General features: G+C 73.3%; 18 protein-coding genes. All 18 read left to right on the forward strand.

Annotation, left to right across the window (positions count from 1 at the left end; all coding sequences use genetic code 11):
• The first annotated feature begins 20 nt into the window (after positions 1-20).
• The 18 genes from OEIGOIKO_RS41435 (at position 21) to OEIGOIKO_RS07225 (ending at position 17,335) form a co-directional block, all read left to right on the forward strand.
• On the forward strand, positions 21-533 hold the full coding sequence (locus OEIGOIKO_RS41435) for an STAS domain-containing protein (RefSeq protein ID WP_170251600.1): 513 nt from the start codon (positions 21-23) through the stop codon (positions 531-533).
• Positions 534-618: 85 nt separating this feature from the next.
• Entirely contained in the window at positions 619-1,086 is a 468-nt protein-coding gene (locus OEIGOIKO_RS07150; protein WP_170251602.1) for a hypothetical protein, read from the forward strand.
• A gap of 64 nt (positions 1,087-1,150) precedes the next feature.
• Positions 1,151-2,665 carry a sensor histidine kinase gene (locus tag OEIGOIKO_RS07155; protein WP_125052949.1) on the forward strand — a complete coding sequence of 505 codons (1,515 nt, stop codon included), beginning with the start codon at positions 1,151-1,153 and terminating at the stop codon, positions 2,663-2,665.
• Positions 2,662-3,066, forward strand: coding sequence for a roadblock/LC7 domain-containing protein (locus tag OEIGOIKO_RS07160; protein ID WP_125052951.1), 405 nt, complete (start codon positions 2,662-2,664; stop codon positions 3,064-3,066). The genes OEIGOIKO_RS07155 and OEIGOIKO_RS07160 overlap by 4 nt, the downstream gene beginning before the upstream one ends.
• Positions 3,063-3,401: a DUF742 domain-containing protein gene (locus tag OEIGOIKO_RS07165; RefSeq protein ID WP_125052953.1), complete on the forward strand. Its 339-nt coding sequence runs from the start codon at positions 3,063-3,065 to the stop codon at positions 3,399-3,401. Before OEIGOIKO_RS07160 ends, OEIGOIKO_RS07165 begins: the two co-directional genes overlap by 4 nt.
• On the forward strand, positions 3,382-4,008 hold the full coding sequence (locus OEIGOIKO_RS07170) for a GTP-binding protein (protein ID WP_307721217.1): 627 nt from the start codon (positions 3,382-3,384) through the stop codon (positions 4,006-4,008). The genes OEIGOIKO_RS07165 and OEIGOIKO_RS07170 overlap by 20 nt, the downstream gene beginning before the upstream one ends.
• Complete coding sequence (locus tag OEIGOIKO_RS07175) at positions 4,001-5,254, forward strand: cytochrome P450 family protein (RefSeq protein WP_125052955.1); 1,254 nt, start codon at positions 4,001-4,003, stop codon at positions 5,252-5,254. Before OEIGOIKO_RS07170 ends, OEIGOIKO_RS07175 begins: the two co-directional genes overlap by 8 nt.
• A gap of 24 nt (positions 5,255-5,278) precedes the next feature.
• The gene (locus OEIGOIKO_RS07180) at positions 5,279-6,574 is read left to right on the forward strand and encodes a cytochrome P450 family protein (RefSeq protein ID WP_125052957.1); all 1,296 of its coding nucleotides are present in this window, start codon (positions 5,279-5,281) and stop codon (positions 6,572-6,574) included.
• Between the two features lie 2 nt (positions 6,575-6,576).
• Entirely contained in the window at positions 6,577-7,182 is a 606-nt protein-coding gene (locus OEIGOIKO_RS07185; RefSeq protein ID WP_125052959.1) for a hypothetical protein, read from the forward strand.
• Between the two features lie 1,009 nt (positions 7,183-8,191).
• The gene (locus OEIGOIKO_RS07190; protein ID WP_125052961.1) at positions 8,192-8,683 is read left to right on the forward strand and encodes a hypothetical protein; all 492 of its coding nucleotides are present in this window, start codon (positions 8,192-8,194) and stop codon (positions 8,681-8,683) included.
• A gap of 321 nt (positions 8,684-9,004) precedes the next feature.
• Positions 9,005-9,484: a DUF6624 domain-containing protein gene (locus OEIGOIKO_RS07195; protein ID WP_246177246.1), complete on the forward strand. Its 480-nt coding sequence runs from the start codon at positions 9,005-9,007 to the stop codon at positions 9,482-9,484.
• Positions 9,485-9,529: 45 nt separating this feature from the next.
• On the forward strand, positions 9,530-9,793 hold the full coding sequence (locus tag OEIGOIKO_RS07200) for a hypothetical protein (RefSeq protein ID WP_125052963.1): 264 nt from the start codon (positions 9,530-9,532) through the stop codon (positions 9,791-9,793).
• Between the two features lie 32 nt (positions 9,794-9,825).
• Positions 9,826-12,924: a lantibiotic dehydratase gene (locus OEIGOIKO_RS07205; protein ID WP_125052965.1), complete on the forward strand. Its 3,099-nt coding sequence runs from the start codon at positions 9,826-9,828 to the stop codon at positions 12,922-12,924.
• The gene (locus tag OEIGOIKO_RS41440) at positions 12,921-13,382 is read left to right on the forward strand and encodes a hypothetical protein (RefSeq protein WP_170251604.1); all 462 of its coding nucleotides are present in this window, start codon (positions 12,921-12,923) and stop codon (positions 13,380-13,382) included. Before OEIGOIKO_RS07205 ends, OEIGOIKO_RS41440 begins: the two co-directional genes overlap by 4 nt.
• A gap of 50 nt (positions 13,383-13,432) precedes the next feature.
• Positions 13,433-13,930, forward strand: coding sequence for an NUDIX domain-containing protein (locus tag OEIGOIKO_RS41445; RefSeq protein WP_170251606.1), 498 nt, complete (start codon positions 13,433-13,435; stop codon positions 13,928-13,930).
• Positions 13,931-13,960: 30 nt separating this feature from the next.
• A complete protein-coding gene (locus OEIGOIKO_RS07215; protein ID WP_125052969.1) occupies positions 13,961-14,152 on the forward strand; it encodes a hypothetical protein in 192 nt (63 codons plus the stop codon).
• Positions 14,153-14,321: 169 nt separating this feature from the next.
• Positions 14,322-14,996, forward strand: a complete 675-nt coding sequence (locus OEIGOIKO_RS07220) for a hypothetical protein (RefSeq protein ID WP_125052971.1) — start codon at positions 14,322-14,324, stop codon at positions 14,994-14,996.
• A gap of 251 nt (positions 14,997-15,247) precedes the next feature.
• Positions 15,248-17,335: a tetratricopeptide repeat protein gene (locus OEIGOIKO_RS07225; protein WP_125052973.1), complete on the forward strand. Its 2,088-nt coding sequence runs from the start codon at positions 15,248-15,250 to the stop codon at positions 17,333-17,335.
• Positions 17,336-17,378: the final 43 nt, after the last annotated feature.

Here is a 17,378-nt window from a genome sequence, read left to right on the forward strand (position 1 = left end):
GACGGACCGAGGAGAAAGCCGTGGAGCGGACCGCGCCGAGGGAGTTCCTTGACGCCGACGGCAACCCGGCCATCGCCGTCGACGGTGTCCGGATGTCGTACGCCTGCCGCCCGGAGTGCACGGTGGTCACCTTCACCGGGATACGCGGGGGGCTGGATCTGTACAACGCTCCCGTCTTCCGGGACCGGCTGCGGGACCTGGTGGCCGGCGGCTGCGGCGACATGGTCATCGTCTTGGCGGACATCGGCTACGTCGATGAGACCGCCCTCGGTGCCTTCGTCTTCGTCCGCAAGCGCCTGCGCCGTACGGGCCACGGCGTGCGCATCGTGGAGGCCGATCCCGGCAGCCACCTCCGCAAGCTGGTGCGCCAGACGGGTATGACCAGCATCTTCCCGCTGTTCGACCGGCTGGAGGACGCTCTGGCGGAGCTGGCTGGGAACGGCGCGGGGACGGGTGAGGCCGCCAGCGCGCGGGCCGGCCGGACAGCTCCCACCGAACACCGTGCGCACAGCGGCGGCCCGCCCGGCACCTGACCCGCACCCCTTCTGTTTCTGGCACCACTCATCTTGTCCGCGGCCCGGCTGGCCGGACCGCGGCCTCTGTACCGGAGAGATCTTCATGTCAGCCGCCACCACCACGTTGCCTTGGTTCGTCCGCTTCGACGATCGGGCTGCGGCAGCGCACCGCACGCCGGAGTTCCCCCCGGCCACGGTCCAACTCGGCTTGCGAATAGGGCTGCAGGCAGTGGAGGACTTGCTCGCGGTCCACCACCGTGTCGGGCCTGTGCTGTGCTGTCTGGTCCACCACCAGGTGCTGGTGCCCGTGCCGGCGCAGGCCGCCGACCGGTGGCACGCGCCGCAATCGGTGTGCAGCCCCCTGATGCACTGCGCGACCGCTTCCGCCGGATCCCGCTGCCACCGGCTGTGGCTGGACCCCGGTCGAGGAAGCAGCACCACCACCGACAGCCGGGCGTTGCACGACGCCTACCTGGCCCGGCGTGGGCGGCACGAGGCAGGGCCCCGGCCCCCGGCGAGCCACTTCGAGCGCCGTCCGGCCCTCGCACCAGGCAGACCTCCTGCCTGGTGACGCCCGCAGTACCGCTGTCCACCCGCTCGTGCACATCTCAGTTCAGCTCGTCCGTGAGGTTGTCATGCCTGTCCTTGTCCCGACGTCGGCTACCGGTGCGCCTGCCGCGCGCCATCGGGCGGCGCCGCACACCACCGTCACCTTCCGGGCGCTCACCGCCCTCGCCCTGGTCCTGATCGTCGGGACCGCCACCTGGCTGTCCGCTCCGTTGGCGGTCTGGAAGGCCATGGCCTGGTGCGTCGCGGTGGCGGGGGCTGTGGTCGTTGTGCTGGTCACCGTGATGGAGCTCCGTGTGGCCCGGATATCCCGGGAGCGCCGGGAGGCGAATGCCCGGGCCGCTCGGCTGCAAGGAGAGGTGGCCCGGGTCCGGGACGAGGTCCGCTGGGTCGGGGCCCGGCTGCTTCCCGAGGTTCTCCGGCGTCTGGAGCAGCGCGAATCCGCCCGGACCATCATGGAGCGGCTCGATGCCGAGCGTGCGCTGCCCGAGGACCAGGAGGTGCGGGATCTGGTCGAGGCGGTGGTCACGGCGGTGTGCCGGGAGCGGCGTGAGCGGGACGGTGCGGTGGATGTGCTGCGTACCTGTGCCAGCGGGGTGCAGACCGGCGTGACCGCTCTGCTCGCCCTGCTCTCTGACCGGGCGCGGCCGTACCAGGACGGCCGGCTCGAAGTGATCACCTGCGCGGATGTTCTTGAGGATTTCAATGCGCTCGATGCCCGGCTGTCGCGGCTGGGACGCCACAGCCAGGCTCTGCTCGCCTTGACCGATGCCCGCACCGTCGGCCGCCGGTGGCCCCGTCCCATTGAGGTGGAGCGGATCGTGCGGGCCGCGGTCGGGCAGAACGAGGGCCATCAGCGGGTGCGGTGGTCGATCCCCCAGGACGCCCGGCACGCGGTGCACGCCCGAGCGGTCAACGCGGCCATTCACACCACGTCTGTGCTGATCGACAACGCGCTGCGGTACAGCCCCCCGAACACGCAGGTCAGTGTGAGCGTCATGCCTCTCGCCGCCGGGCTGTCCATCCGTGTCGAGGACAGCGGGCTGGGCCTGCCTCCCGAGACACACGAGCGGGTGGCGCGCACGGTGGACCTGGACCGCTGCCCGCGCACCTTCGCCGAGCTGTCGGGAGCCCAGCTCGGGCTGGCCAGCGCCCGCAAGGCAGCCGAACGCTTCAGCATGAGGATCGCCTTCGGCATCTCGCACCGGCTGGGCGGGACCGAGGCCAGCGTCCTCATCCCCTGGGAGTGGGTGACGGCCGTGCCCGCGGACCGTCCGTCGCCGCCTGCCGCACCGCCGCAGCAGCTTCCCCCCGCTTCGGAACACCCCAGCCACCCCCTCGCGCTGTCGCACGCCGACGAACACCCGCCTGCAGCGTCACCCCCGCCCCCGTCCGGTTCCGGCCTGCGGCTGCCCGTCCGCAGGCGGGGCGCCACGCTGCCTTCGCCACGCCCGCAGACCACCGCCGACGCCGAAGTCCCGCTGCGGCCGGACACCGGCCGGCGCATGGGCGCCTGGCGCGCTGCCGTGCGGCCCGCACCGCCCTGTTCCCCCTCCACCGACACCCCGGAGACCTCCGCATGAGCACCCCCGACCTGGCCTGGCTGATGACCCAGCTGCGCAACGACCTGCCCGGCTGCCACAACGTGCTGCTGACCAGCAGCGACGGGCTGCTGAGGGCATCGGACGAGCACTTCGAGAGGGGTAAGGCGGAAACGTTGGCGGCACTGTGCAGCAGCCTGGTCTCCAGCAGCCTGGCCTTCGGCAAGCTCTACGACGAAGGCCGCTCCCTGCGCACGGTGGTCATCGACCTGAAGCGCCACCAGCTGGCCGTGGTCAACGCCGGAGCCGGATCGATCCTGGCCGTCGTCGCCGACGCCGACGCGGATCCCGCGATGATCGGCACGGCCATGATGCAGATGGTGGAGAAGCTGGCGGAGCACCTGGGCACCGCGGCGCGGGCCCCGGAGCGCACCTCGTCATGAGCCGCCCGGACGTGCCCGACCGATGGTTCGTGATCACGGGCGGACGCACCCGCCCTGACCACGCCCTTGATGCGATCACCCTCGTCGTCACCGAACGCGGGGACACCGCGGGGCTCCAGGGCGAAGAGGCCCGCATCATCGCCCTGTGCCACAGGCCGCTGGCCGTCGCGGAGATCGCCGCCCGCCTGGAGGCGCCGCTGGGCGTGACCAAGGTGCTCATCTCCCGCCTGCTCGACGAGCACCGGGTCCATACCCGGGCCCCGGCCCTCACCGCCGCCTCCGACGACAAAGCCCGACTGTGCGAAAGGGTCCTCCGTGGTCTTCAAAAGCTCTGATCCCGCCCCGGACGTCCTGTTGCCGGCGAGCGCCAGCATGGCGGCCAAAGTGATCGTCGCCGGGGGCTTCGGCGTCGGCAAGACGACCTTCATCGGCGCCGTCAGTGAGATCACGCCGCTGAGCACCGAAGCGGAGATCACCGAAGCGAGTACCGGCGTCGACGATGTCGCCGGCGTTCCCGGCAAGACGACCACCACCGTGGCGTTCGACTTCGGCCGCAAGACCGTGGACGACGGCCTCGTGCTCTACCTGTTCGGCACGCCGGGACAGGAGCGCTTCAGTTTTCTGTTCGACGGCCTGTTCGCCGGTGCGCTGGGAGCGGTCGTGCTGGTCGATACCCGCCGGTTCGATGCCGCATTCGTCCACATCGACCAGTTCGAGGCCGATCAGGTGCCCTTCGTCGTGGCGCACAACGTGTGGGCCGGCGAAGACGACACCTACTCCCTCGCGGACATCCGGGAGGCGCTGGACCTGGACAGCGGGGTACCGCTGATGCGCTGCGACGCCCGGGAGCCGGGCTCCGCCCGGCAAGTCCTCATCAACTGGGCCACCCACGCCGGCGAGTTCTACGCGGCCCCGGCCGGTCAGGAGCCAAGCCGTGTCTGATCCCACCTTGGGCCCTGCGCTGGTTGAGCTGCCCGCCACCCACCGTGGCGCGGTGTGCCTGGGAGATCCGCGCTACCAGAGCGATTCCGCGGCCGTCTTCCGTACGCTGCGCCAGGCCCACGGTCCGCTCGCCCCGGTGCTGCTGCACGGTGGCGTCCCGGCCTGGCTGGTCCTGGGCTACCGCGAGCTGCTGTGGGTGACCGACCATCCGGACACCTTCGCGCGCGACTCGGCCCGCTGGCGGCTGGGCCACCAACTGCCGCCCGACTGGCCGCTGTGGCCGCTGCTGGGCGGCGGCCAGGCCGGCCACTCACTGATGTACGCCGAGAAGGAAGCGCACCGTCGGCGCGCCGGCGCGCTCAACGCTGCCCTCGACGGCATCGACCGCAAGGAGTTCGCGGCGCGCTGTGAGGAGTTCGGCGAGCAGCTGGTGCGCCGCTTTTCCGCAGTGGGCCGTGCCGAGCTGATGGCCGACTACGCCATGCGGCTGCCGGTCATGGCGATGAGCTGGGCTCTGGGGGTGCCGGCCGAGTACGGCCCGGTTCTGGTCGAGGACTTCGTCACCATGATCGCCGGGGGGCCGGACGCGATCGCCGCGCATCAGCGCTCGCGCGAAATGGTCGCCCGTCTCGTCGACGACAGCCGTGGCCGGCCCGGCAGGCACGTCACCGCGCGGCTGGCGGCCGACGCCGCGGGCCTGAGCCGTGAGCAGCTCGTCGAGGATCTGCTGGTGACGCTGACGGCCGGGCATCAGACCACGGCCTATCTCATCGGCAACGCGCTGCGGCTGATGCTCACCGACGCGCGTCACACCGATGCGTTCCTGCGCAGCCACCTGCCCGTGCAGGAGGCGATCAACGCGGTGCTGTGGGACGACACTCCCACCCAGACCTACGCCGGCCGGTTCACTGCCCGTCCGGTCTCCCTGGGCAGCTACACCCTGCCCGAGGGCGACCTGGTTCTGCTCGGCTTCGCCGCCGCCAATCGGGATCCGTTCATCCGCCCGGACGTGAGCGCCGACCTGGACGGCAGCCGGGCCTATTTGTCCTACTCCCACGGTGAGCACAGCTGCCCGCACGCCGCCCGGGACCTGTCGCAGGTGATGGCTACCACCGGCATCGACGTGCTCCTCGACGCCCTGCCGGGCGTGCGCCTGGCCTGCCGTCCAGAGGAACTGCGCTGGGATCCCTCGATCTGGATGCGGGGCCTGAAAGCCCTGCCCGTGTGCTTCTTCCCCGCCCCGTAACCCCGCCCTTCTTCGGAGACCTCCATGGACCTGTCCCCCGCCATACCCGCCACGGCCGGCCAACCACTGAGCCTGAAGCGGCCCGTGCTCGTCCTCGACCCGGCCAGCCCCGACATGCACCGCGACGCCGCCCGGATGCGCGCCGCCGGGCCGGTCGTGCCCGTCACGCTGCCCGGCGACGTGGCGTGCTGGGCCGTCACCCGCAACGCGAGCGCTCGCATCATCCAGAGTGACCCCGGCACCTTCAGCGCGGACCGCGCCCACTGGCGCGCCCTGAAGGACGGCGAGGTTCCCGAGGACTGGTCCCTGCGGGGGCTGGCCGTCCCGCGCCGCAGCCTGGTCACCGTCGACGGCCTGGACCACCGCCGGCTGCGCAAGCCGCTCGCCAGCGCCTTCACCGCGCGCCGCGTCGAAGAGCTGCGGACATACATCGAGACCACCACCGCCCGGCTGCTGAACGTGCTGGCGGCCACCGCCGCAAACGCGAGCGGCGGCGTCGTCGATTTCCGCAAGACGCTGGCGTGGCCGCTGCCGATGACCGTCATCAGCCACCTGCTGGGCGTACCGCAGCGCGACCACGCAGACCTGCGCCGGTGGTGCCAGGTGATCTTCGACGACACCCAGGACCCGGCCGACGCGCTCATGGCGTTCCACGACTACCTCACCCGCCTGGTCGCACTGCGGCGCCGCGCCCCGCAGGACGACCTGATCAGCGCGCTGCTGAGCCTGCCCGACGACCAGCAGCTCACCGACGAGGAGCTGATCCCCACGGCGCAGGTCCTCGTCATCGCCGGGCACGAGACCACGGTGCACCTCCTGGTCAACGGCGTCCGCGCCCTGTGCGGCCACCCGCAGCAGCTGGAGTTGCTGCTGCGCGGCAAGGTGAGCTGGGAGACGGCGGTCGAGGAGATCCTGCGCTGGCAGCCGCCCACCGCGAATTTCCTCGCCCGCTTCGCCACCCGCGACGTCACCGTGGACGGCGTGGACATCGCCGCCGGGGACATGGTGATGCTCTCCTACATCGCCATGGGCCGCGACGAAGAGCGCTACGGCCCGGACGCCGGCCGGTTCGACATCAACCGCGTTCCCCGCAGTCACCTCTCCTTCGGGTACGGGACGCACCGGTGCCCCGGAGAGCGCCTGGCCCGCCTCGAAGGCGCCCTCGCCCTGCGCGCGTTGTTCACCCGCTTTCCCGGCCTCGCGCTGGCCGACCCGCCGCCCCGCTCGCCCAGCGTGCTCATGAACTCCTACCCCCGCCTCCCCGTCCGCCTGACACCGTCCGCCGACCGGCCGACGGCCGACACCCCCGCGGAGGTGTGACGATGCCCCGCACCCCGGCCGGTATCGCGGCGACGGTCCACGGGCCCCGGCGGCCGCGCTGCGTCATCCGCCCGGCGGAGTACGCCGACCGCCACGCCCTGGAGCAGGTCGTCGCCCGGTCGACGCACTGGATGGACCACCGGCCCCGGCCCGCCACGCCCGGCGGCTGCCCGCTGCTGTCGATGCTCGGCGCGGTCGACCGGGGCCATCCCCTGACCTGGCTGCTGCTGGACGGCACCACGATCCGCAGCTGCGCGCTGGTGCTCAAGAATCCGATGCGCGATGAGCGCGGTCGGGACATGCCCGGCGGGGCGCTGTGGATCGACGACCTGTACGAGGACCGCGACGGACCGGACCGCGACGGGTACGGGCCGCATCTGGTGGGCTGGCTCGTCGACTACGGCGCGCACAAGCACGTGCAGTGGCTGGCCGCAGACACCGCCGATGAGGCGGTGGCCGAGGATCTCGGCGACCGCTACGGCCTCGAAGTCCTGCCCACCCCCACGTCGGCCTTCCTGCTGCGCCGCCGCACCCGGCGCCTGCCCCGGCTGACCGGCACCGTCCACGCCCAGCTTCCGCCATGCGTGCGAAGACGAAGACGCCTGTGACGAACTTCCGCAGGCGGTGGGGGCAACCACCGTCGCGCGGGCGGGCACGGCAGGTCCGTGCCCTGGCGGCCGTCTCCCCGTGACGGCTGCCGCCCTCCCGAAGACCACGCCTGCCCCGAGTCGGGCGTGCCCTTCGGGAGGCAGCGGCCCTGCCCCGCCCTTGGTGGCGATGGCGGGGCGGGGCCGCGCCGCAGCCGTCCCGGCCGACGACGTCCGGGACGGCACCCGGCCGCTCCGCCGTGGGGACGGGCTGGCCGGGTTGGCGCCGGAATCCGGGTTGGGGCTGTCCGGCGCTGCGGCACACGGGCCGGCCCCGGCAGGGCTGACAGCAGGGGACACCCCTGGCCGGGGCCGGCCCTCCCCTTCCTTTTCCGTCTACGAGGAGTGCGCGATGACAGGCCACGTGATCACCAGCCTCACCGGCACCGGTCAGCGCGCCCTTCCCGGTTTCCCGGGCGGGCGAGAGCGCCGTCGCGGGAAGGGCGCGGGCCTCGTGCACCCGCGCCGGGTACGGCCGGCCGACCGCCCGTACCCGCCGCCGCCCCCGGTTCGTGCCGCTCCCGCCTTCGCTGAGGCGGGAAGATCCGGGACGGCACCGTGCGGCTGCCACCTGATCAGGGCCGGGCTGCAGCCAGGCCGAGAGGGGCACGCTCGGCCCGCCGGCCCGCCAGGGCTCATCACCCTGGCGGGCCACCACGGCCCCCACCACACACCCGTACGGCTTCCCGGACGGCCGCTGCCCACCGGCGCCGCGCTGTCCGGGAGACGCGGTGAGGCGGCACAGCACCGTCATCGCGCCCGCGCGGCTCCTTGCGGGTCACATCCGTCCGGGCCCGGCCCGAAGGAGCAGCCGGCCCGCACCCCCACGGCTTCAGGGAGCGGGCCGGCGCACGGGATCACCACAGCACACCTCAATCCGACGGGCCGTCCTGACCGCACTGCCGGCACGCCGCCTGACCGCCCACTGCCCCAGCCGCCCACAGCCTTCCTGCCGAAAGGGAACGCCACGGTGAACCCGCGCGATGCGCTCCGGCCCGAGCCCCGGACCTGCCAGTCCACTCCGGAGGGCACGCTGAGCCCGTGGCGGTTCGGCCCGGGGGCAGCACCGGCCGCCGACCAACAACGCCGGGCCGCCCGGTTCACCGTCGACGCCCTGGGCGCGGCCCTGTCCGGCGGGCAGCTCATCACGCGCCCGCGTCTGATCCACCTGGCAGTCGTACGGGGCCTGTGCGCCGGCCCCCCGGCCATGGACATCACGCTCCCGCCCGCCCAGGGCCGTCTGCTGACGGCGCTGGCCGCGGGATGGACGCTCAGGGAATTCGCGGTCGCCTGCGCCCTGTCCATGGCCGAGGCGCAAGACCTGCGGGTGCTGCTGCGGGCCTCGCTGCGCTCGCGCACCGACGAGCACGCCGTCGCCCGCGGCCACCGGGTCGGCGCGCTGCCCCGCCGGGAGGACCTGAGCGTCCCGCCCCTGTCGGCGAAGGCGGGCCGAGCGGCATGACCACCCGGCTTCCGGACCCCACGCCGCAGGCCCTGCGGTCGGCGCAGCGCCTGCAAAACCTGCTGGGCGCCGCCCCGCCGCCCCCGGCCCCTGCCGAACGCCGGTGCCGGGACGGCGCACCGGACAGATCCCCGGCCCCCATCGCTCCACGAGACGGCCGGTCCCCCTGAGCCCTCCGTCGACCACCACCCCCCGTACTGCTTGCATCACCTCTGGAGAGCGTCCACGATGTCCCACTCCGCCGAGCCGGCACCCGCGCAGCAGGCCCCGCGCGGCATGTCGCCCCAGGTCCGCGATGCCGTGCGCCGTCAGCTGACGGCCATGGCCGCAGAAGATGACCGGCTGATGCGAGAGGTGCACGCCCTGCCCGGCGCCGCCCACCGCCGCCAGCATCTGTACGGCGCCTGCGCCCTGCACACTGCCGAGCTGCGCCACCTGGTCAACTATCACGGCTGGCCGACCGCCGTCCTGGTCGGCGGCGAGGCTTCCGTGGCCGCCCTGAAGATCCTGCTGCACGCGCCCGAGAGCGACCGGGCCTTCGTGCTCTCCTGCTGCGGTCTGATCCAGGCGGCGGTCGCCGAAGGCGCCTGCGACACGGCCTACGGCGCCTACGCTCACGACTTGTCCGCCGTCCGCCAGGGCCGACGCCAGCGCTATGGCACTCAGGTCGACCCCCGGCTGCTGCGGCCCTATCCGATCGAGGACCCCGAGGGCGTCGAGGCACGGCGCTCCGCCGTCGGGCTGCCGCCCTTGAGCGGCGAGCTGGCCGCTCACCAGCGGCGCCGTCTCCTCATCTCCTGACCCTCGCCCCTCTCTTCGTCAGCATCCGAGCAGCGAGAAGGATTCATGGACCACCTGCCCCACGGGCCATCTCACCGATCCGCCGGGCCGCAGGGTCGCCAGCCGGGCCCGGACCGAGGGCACCTGCCGGCGACGGACGCACCTGCCGCACGCCAGCCCCAGTGCGCCGGTGTTCAGGTCCCCGCGGCGGGCCTCTACACCGAGGACGACTTCGTGCTCGGCCTGTGCGATGCCGAAGTGCCGGGCACCGCGAACGCCTTCGCCTTCTTCTTCGGCGGCGACGGCCCCGAAGCCCGCACCTTCACCTGACACGCACGCCCAGACAAGGGACAAGAACAGACATGAGTACTCGGCTGCGCTACCAGTGTGAGCAGTCCGCTCTGGTGCGGTCCGTGCACCACCCGGGCATCACGGTGCCGCCCTGGCCCGACCTGGCCGACACCTCCCCCGCGGGCGTCGAGCGCTGGGCGGGCTGGATTGGGCAGGTGTGGGGAACCGCCGTCATCGCCGACGCCGTACGCCACGCCAGCCCGGGCCTCGCCCGCGAACTCGACGCCCTGGTCGCGGATCCGGCACCCGGCGACGCTGCCGCCGTCTCCAAGCTGCTGCTCGCCCTGGCCGGATACCTGCTGCGCCTGCAACACCGGGCCGCTCCGTTCGGCTTGTTCGCCGGGGTGAGCGAGGCCCGCTTCGGGCCGCGGACCACGGTGCGCTGGGGCACCGAGCACCGGGCCGTGGCCCAGGCCGACGGCACCTGGCTGGCCCACGTGATCACCACCCTGGAGGCCCTGCCCGAGGTCCGGCCCCTGCTGACGGTCGTGGCCAACACCATCGCCGTCGTGCGCGGGGACCGCCTCGTGGTCCCCTGGCGTCCCCGGCGGCCCGGCGCCCGGACCACCGCGGTCCGGGAGGTCTCCGTGCGCCACACCCCGGCCGTGCGCGCCGTCCTGGAGATGGCCAGCGCCTCCGTTGCGTACCGGGACCTGGCCCGCCGCCTCGCCGAGGACTCCCCGGACGTCGATGCACGCACCGTCTGCGCCCTGCTCGACGAGCTGATCGCCCACCACGTACTGATCAGCTGCCTGCATCCGCCGGCCACCGAGCCCGACGCCCTCGGCTGCCTCCTGGGCCGCCTGGAGAGCATCGGCGTGCACCAGGTGCCGCCGGCCGCCGAACTCATCGCGGCCCTGCGTGCGGTCCACGGCCTGATGTCCGAGCACAACCGCCTCCCGGCCTCCGCGGGGCGCGACCACCGCAGGGCGCTGACACAACGGATGCGCGAGCACGCTGACGTCGCGGAGCCGCTGGCGGTGGACCTGCATCTGGATGCCGAGGTGCAGCTGCCGCGCGCGGTGGCCTGGGAGACCGAGGCCGCCGCGGCCGTCCTGGCCCGGCTCACGCCCTCCCCCTACGGCGTCCCCGCCTGGCACGCCTACCGCGGCCGCTTCCTGGAGCGTTACGGGCCGCACGTGCTGGTCCCGCTGCTTCAGTGCACCGATCCGGTTACCGGCATCGGCCTGCCGGCCGGCTTCCACAGCGCCGCCCCCGCACCGCGGCCCCCGCTGTCCTCCCGCGACCGCCGGCTGCTCGCCCTGGCCCAGCAGGCCGTGCTCGAAGACCGCGACATCGAGCTGGACGACCGCCTGATCGAGCAGCTGGCGGTCGGCGATCCGGCACGTATGCAGATCCCGCCGCACACCGAGCTGCTGGCCGAACTGCACAGCCCTTCCCCCGCCGCGCTCGACCACGGCGACTTCGCGCTGATCCTGCGCGGCGTCTCCCGCGGCTACGGTCACCTCAGCGGAGGCCGGTTCGCCGCCCTGCTCGCCCACGACCCGGCCAGCGCCCTGCTCACCGCGCTGGCCCGTCCGCCCGCCGGTACCGCGGGCGCGCTGCCGGTCCAGCTCGCCTTCCCCTCCCTGGCCTCCGGCGCCAGCCACCTCGCCCGCCTGCCCCGCCTCCAGCAGCACCTCGTCAGCTTCTCCGAGCACCGGGCCCCGGAGCCGGAGAACACGTTCACCCCCGACGACCTCGCCGTGCTGTGCGACGGCCAGCGCCTGCACCTGGTCTCCCGCTCGCGCGGCCAGATCCTCGATCCGTCCATCCCGCATTCGCTGCAGCGGCAGTGGCACACCCCCTGGCTGGGCCGTTTCTGCGAGGAACTCGCCCGTGGGCACACCGCGGTGCTGACCGCGCTGGTCCGGGCCTTCAACTGGGGCGCCGCCGGCGCGCTGCCGGTCCTGCCCCGGCTGCGGCACAAACGCACCGTGCTCAGCCCGGCCACCTGGGCCCTCGACCGCGCCGCCCTGCCCGGCCCCGACGCCGCCCCCGCCGCCTGGGAGGACGCCTTCGCCGACCTGCGCACCCGGCGGCGGCTGCCCGATGCCGTGCTGCTGGAGGACTTCGACCAGCGCCTGCCCCTGCACCTCGACGACATCGGACACCTCGCGCTGCTGCGCCACCACCTCCACCGGGCCAAGCACCCCCTCGCTCTCACCGAGGCACCGGACGAGCGTGCCTGGGGCTGGTGCCAGGGCCGTCCCACCGAGATCGTGACGCTGCTGCGCTCCACCACACCGCCAGCTCCCGGCCCGCCCGTGCCCGCCGACGCTCCGCCTCCCCATCCCGGTGGCCAGGTGCCGGGGGCCAGCCCGTACCTGTGCGTCCGGCTGTCCGGAGCCCGCAGGCCCAGCCACGACGGGGTGCTCCGCCAGTTGCCCATCCTGCTGGCCGATTTCGCCGGAATCCCACGGTGGTTCCTCCCCGAACAAGCAGCAGCGATGACCTTGGTCTTCCGCTTCCCGCAAGACCGGGCTGTCGGCCCGGCCATACAGATGGTCGGTGCCTGGGCCGCCCGCCTGGTCAAGTCCGGCGCCCTCGGCGCGATGGAGGTCATCCCCTACCGGCCGCACCCCGGCCGCTGGGGCAGCGAAAGCCAGGTCAAGGCCGCCGAGAGCTGCTTCACGGCCGACTCCGCCGCCGTCCTCCACCAACTGCTGCGCGTCCGCGGGGCCGACTCCCGGGTGCTGGCAGCGGCCAACGCCGTCGCCATCGCGGCCGGGTTCTGCGGGGACATCGACGCCGGCCTGCGCTGGCTTGCCACCCAGCCCAAATCCACTGCCACCCCCACGCCGCTGCCGCGCTCCGTGCACCGGAGCGCACTGCGCCTGATCACCACCGACGGCCGGTGGGCGGTCCTGCGCACCCTGCCCGGCGGCGACGGCCTCGCCGACCGCTGGGAGACCCGCCACCAGGCGCTCGCCGCTTACCGCACCGCGCTCGGCCCGGCGCCCGGCACCGCCCCGGAGCTGGTGCTGGCCGGCCTGCTGGACGAGCACCACCGCCGCACCGGCGCCGACGGCGAGGGCGCCTTGCGCCTGGCCCGCGCCGTCGCCCTCGCCCACCGCGCCCGTCCCCTGGCCGCCGGAGGCGCACGATGACATCCCTGGCCTCCACCACGGTGCCCCGGCGGCCGGTGCCTGCCGTGCCCCGCCCCGGCGACCGTCTCCAGGGCGCGCACTGGCTGCGCGGACTGCGCGAGACGTACTTCGCCGAGGTCACGGCCGACCTCACCCGGCCCCTGTGCGTGGGCCTGTACGTACTGGTCGACGACGGCCAGGACCCGGCGACCCGGCTGGCCACCGCCCACGGCCTGGCCGCGGCCCAGGGCTGGGCGGTCTCCTTTCGGACCTTCGACCGCACCGGGCCCACCGATCCGGCCACCCGCCCGCAACTGGCCCGCGCCTGCCACGCCGTCACCCACGGCGAGATCAACGGAATCGTGATCGCCTCCCGCACCGACATCTCCCCCTACGACGACCACTACGAAGCCACCCTGCGACGACTGCGAACCCACGGCGGCTTCCTCGCCCCCGCCCTCCCCGAGACCGCCACCTGAAACCCACGCACCCCCAGCTCCCATCCCGACCACCGGACACGGAGGCACCCGTGAACATCCCGAACCACCTCGACACCGACCACTTCACCGCCGCACCCCAGCGCCGCATCGGCTCCCAGGCCCTGACCCGTGACGAGAAGGGCGCGATCTTGCTTTTCGAGTCACGCCGCCGAGTGGAGCGCGGGGACGTACTGACCTGGAATCTGCCGGGCGGCTGCGCCAGGGGCGGCGAGGACCCCCAGGCAGCCTGCCGACGCCGGATCCAGGAAAAGTCCGGCCTGCTCATAGAGCCCGGCAAGCTGCTGGTCATGCACTGGCAGCCCCCCAAGGACGACACCGTCGAGGGGCACAACTACGTGTGGGACGGCGGTGTGATCAGCTCGCACACCGAACTCCAGCTCGCCACCGATGAAGTCACCCAGTACCGGTTCGTGCCGCGCAAGCAACTCACCGCCTTCGCCCGCGACAGCCTGGTGGAGCGGATCGATGCCGCGCTGCAAGCCCTGGGCCGCGGTCATAACGGCTACCTCGCCGGCCATGCCGGGTAACGACGACAGCCAAGGACCACGCCTCCCGTCATGGTGCACGTGTCACTCGTCGTCGCGCTGCTGGCCGTCGTCTGGTTCTTGATCAAGAAGTGCGGGCTGAAGGCCGGGCACGCCGTGGCCGCCATTCTGCTCGGCTTCTACCTGCGCGACACCCACCTCGCCACTCCCATCGAACGACTGGTCACCGCAATCACACAGGCGCTCGGCACCTGGCGATTGTGAACCGGTCAGCCGCCGACGCCCCTCAAGAAACCTCGTGCGAGTACTGCCGGGCGCCGGCCTCCCAGCCCCCAGCGGACGCTGGCGACCACCGAGTTGCCTCCGGCCACAGAACCACCCGCCCTGCGGCCGGGGCACCCACCCTCCCGAAGCTCCTTTCCCAGGCAGGCCGATGCCCACCCTCACCCCATCCCACGTCGTAACGTTCGCCCGCCGCGCCCAGCTCCACACGCCCCGGGCGCCGCGGCAACCCCCTGTCGCCTTCATCACGCGGCGCACCGGCGAAGGCCCCGCCACCGCAGAACTGGAACTGCGCAGCGACGATGACGGAATCGGTGTCCTGTCCTACGCCGATGAGACCTTCGCCGACCGCGACAGCCACGGTGTGCTGTGGCGCCGATACCACCAGCGTCGCGACGCCGCAGGCAGACTGGCCGGCGAGCCGGTGGCCGGGCGAGTTCACCCGGGCCGGCTCCGGGAGGCGATGAGTCTCCTGACCTGTCCCATCTGCGCCTGTCCTGCCCACCGGGCGGACGACGGCTGGCTGTTCCTGGTGCCGCGGGCCCAGCGCTACGCCGAAGGCCAGCTGACCATGTGGCCCCCGGTGTGTCTGGCGCACATCGGCGCCTACGCGTGCGCCCGTCCCGACCTGCGGCACGGCTACGCCGCGGTCCGGTCCGCCGATCCCGTCCCGTACGGCGTGAGCGGGCAGCGGTACCGGTTCGCCGACGCCGCCTTCGAGGCTGTTGACGTCCCCGTCCTTGTGCCCTACGAGCGGGCCCGAGGGCGCTGGGTCGTCGCCGACCGGCTCGTCCGGAGGCTGACGCGGATCAAGGCCGCGGTCTGAACCTTCGAGATCCTCCGTCGACCTGCACCGCCCCGTACGCACCGGCACTCAGGAGCATATTCAGTGACCAAGACCGCACCCGCCCTGCGGGCGACAGCCCCTGTGGCGGCTCGCCTTCTTCGCCCCTTGCTGGCGGCCTCGCGGCCACCGCAGGCACAGGCCGGCCCGGCAGCGGCATTCCCCACGCACGGACCGCCGCGCATCCCCGCCCACCTTGCCGCCGGCGCCGCGACAGCGAAGGGGACCGCGCGATGACGACGAACGGGATCAACGGCTCGGCGATCTACGGCCTGGCCGTGCAGGCCAAGGCCGTCTTCGGCGGCATCCACCACCATGCCCCCGCTGCGCCCTACCCGGTGCCCCGTCAGATGCCCCCGCCACCGCCGTACTTCACCAACCGCACCGAACAGCTCCACGCTCTGGAGACGGCACGCACGGCCGGAGCAACGATCGTGGCGATCACCGGTCTGGCCGGGGCCGGCAAGACCGGCCTTGCGACCCACTGGCTCCACAACCAGAGCGCCTACACCGACGGACACCTCTACGCCGACCTGCGCACCCACGCCGCGAGTACCGCTCCGCAAGCGGTCCTGTCCCGGTGGCTGCGCGCCCTCGGCCTGCCCGTCCCGTCCGATGACCTCCAGGAACTGGCCGGCCTGTGGCGCTCGGCCACCGCGGACCTGGCCGTGGCGCTCCTGCTCGACAACGCCACCTCGGCCGCCGAGGTCCGGCCGCTGCTGCCAGGCGGGGCGTCGAGCCTTGCCGTCGTCACCAGCCGCACCACGCTCGGCGAACTCGCCGCGGACGGCGCCGCCTTCACCCGCGTCGGGCCCCTGGCCCCCACCGCATCGATCGAACTGCTCGGCCGAGTCGCGGGCACCCCCCGCCTTGCTGCCGACCCCGAGGCTGCCGCCGCGATCGCCGACGCCTGCGCCCACCTGCCCCTGCCCCTGGTACTGGCCGGCGCCCGGCTGGCGGCCCGCCCCGAGCGCCCCCTGCGCTGCGCCGCCGACGCCCTCACCGCCCCCGCTGATACCCCTGCTCACCCCGAGGACCGTGTCCGGATGGCCATCACCACCGCTCTGACCGCGACGTACACCAGCCTGGATGCGGACGCCCAGCGCCTGTACCGGTACCTGGGCCTGCTGCCGACCGACGACATCGACCCGGACCTCGCAGCCGCGGCCGGCGCACTGACATGGGCCACCGCCGACTGGCTCCTGGAAGTCCTGGCCGACGAGCAGCTGCTGGAACCGCTCGCTGCCGATTCCGCCCGCCTCGTGCGCTACCGGATGCCCGCCGCAGTCCGGGAACACGCCTGCACCCTGGCCGCCGAGCACGATTCGGAACAGGAACGCACGGGCGTCCGCCGCCGGCTGTGCGAGTGGATGCTCCTGATCGCCACCCACGCCCAAGCCCGGCTCACCCCGGCCCAGGCCACGCTGCGCCGCGCCACCGAAGGCCCCCCGCCCCCGGCCCGCCTGCCCTTCACCGACGACGCAGGAGCACTGAACTGGCTGGACTCCCACCAGCACAACCTCCTCGGCCTTCTGCGCGCCGCCGAGACGGCCGCCTGGTACGACACTGCCTGGAAGATGGTCGACGCCTTCTGGCCCCTCTTCCAGCTCCGCCACCCCTACACCCTGTGGACCGCCGCCCACGAGATCGGGCTCGCCGCCGCCCGCAGCACGAACAACCCTGCCGCCCAACGCCAGATGCTCGCCTCCGGAGCCATCGGCCTGGCCGCGGCAGGCCGCAGCCACGACGCCATCGACTGGTACACCGGGATGCTGAACGCCGCCCGCGACAGCGCTGATGACCGCGACGAGGGGCAGGCCCACCTCGGCCTCGGCAGCTGCCACCTGCACGCCGGACGCCCGCACGACGCCGAGCAGCACCTTGACCAGGCCGTCGCCCGCTGGGAAGAGTGCGGCTACCTCCGCGGGGTCGGCCTCGCCCTCATCGTGTTGGGCGAGACCGCGCTCGCCACCGACGCGCCGTGCCAGGCCCTGTCCCGGCTCGACCGCGCCCGCACGCTCCTCCTGGACGCCCAGGAGCCCTACGAAGCCGCCCGCGCACTCGCTCTCCACGGCCACACGCACGTCCTCCTCGGCCGCATCGCCGACGGCATCACCGAGATGGAAGCCGCTCTGGAGACCGTCACCCAAGCCGGCAGCACCCTCTGGCAGGCCCGCACCCTGGAGCTGCTGGCCCAGGCCCACCAGGCCACCGGCGCCCGCGAGCGCGCACGACTTCACTACCGGCGCAGCGCGGAGTTGTACCGTCAAATCCGCCCCGCCGAGGCCGACCGCATCCGACGACTGCTGCAAGCGCTGTGACCGGCAGCCTCAAGCCCGGGCTGCACCGATCGCATGGGCCAGG

Origin of the sequence: Streptomyces paromomycinus (assembly GCF_003865155.1) — a bacterium.
GTDB lineage: Bacteria > Actinomycetota > Actinomycetes > Streptomycetales > Streptomycetaceae > Streptomyces > Streptomyces chrestomyceticus.

Coding starts and splice junctions, on each gene's coding strand:
- OEIGOIKO_RS07150 (WP_170251602.1), top strand. CDS start 619: ATGTCAGCCGCCACCACCACGTTGCCTTGGTTCGTCCGCTTCGACGAT.
- OEIGOIKO_RS07155 (WP_125052949.1), top strand. CDS start 1,151: ATGCCTGTCCTTGTCCCGACGTCGGCTACCGGTGCGCCTGCCGCGCGC.
- OEIGOIKO_RS07160 (WP_125052951.1), top strand. CDS start 2,662: ATGAGCACCCCCGACCTGGCCTGGCTGATGACCCAGCTGCGCAACGAC.
- OEIGOIKO_RS07165 (WP_125052953.1), top strand. CDS start 3,063: ATGAGCCGCCCGGACGTGCCCGACCGATGGTTCGTGATCACGGGCGGA.
- OEIGOIKO_RS07180 (WP_125052957.1), top strand. CDS start 5,279: ATGGACCTGTCCCCCGCCATACCCGCCACGGCCGGCCAACCACTGAGC.
- OEIGOIKO_RS07185 (WP_125052959.1), top strand. CDS start 6,577: ATGCCCCGCACCCCGGCCGGTATCGCGGCGACGGTCCACGGGCCCCGG.
- OEIGOIKO_RS07195 (WP_246177246.1), top strand. CDS start 9,005: ATGGCCGCAGAAGATGACCGGCTGATGCGAGAGGTGCACGCCCTGCCC.
- OEIGOIKO_RS07200 (WP_125052963.1), top strand. CDS start 9,530: ATGGACCACCTGCCCCACGGGCCATCTCACCGATCCGCCGGGCCGCAG.
- OEIGOIKO_RS07205 (WP_125052965.1), top strand. CDS start 9,826: ATGAGTACTCGGCTGCGCTACCAGTGTGAGCAGTCCGCTCTGGTGCGG.
- OEIGOIKO_RS41440 (WP_170251604.1), top strand. CDS start 12,921: ATGACATCCCTGGCCTCCACCACGGTGCCCCGGCGGCCGGTGCCTGCC.
- OEIGOIKO_RS07215 (WP_125052969.1), top strand. CDS start 13,961: ATGGTGCACGTGTCACTCGTCGTCGCGCTGCTGGCCGTCGTCTGGTTC.
- OEIGOIKO_RS07220 (WP_125052971.1), top strand. CDS start 14,322: ATGCCCACCCTCACCCCATCCCACGTCGTAACGTTCGCCCGCCGCGCC.
- OEIGOIKO_RS07225 (WP_125052973.1), top strand. CDS start 15,248: ATGACGACGAACGGGATCAACGGCTCGGCGATCTACGGCCTGGCCGTG.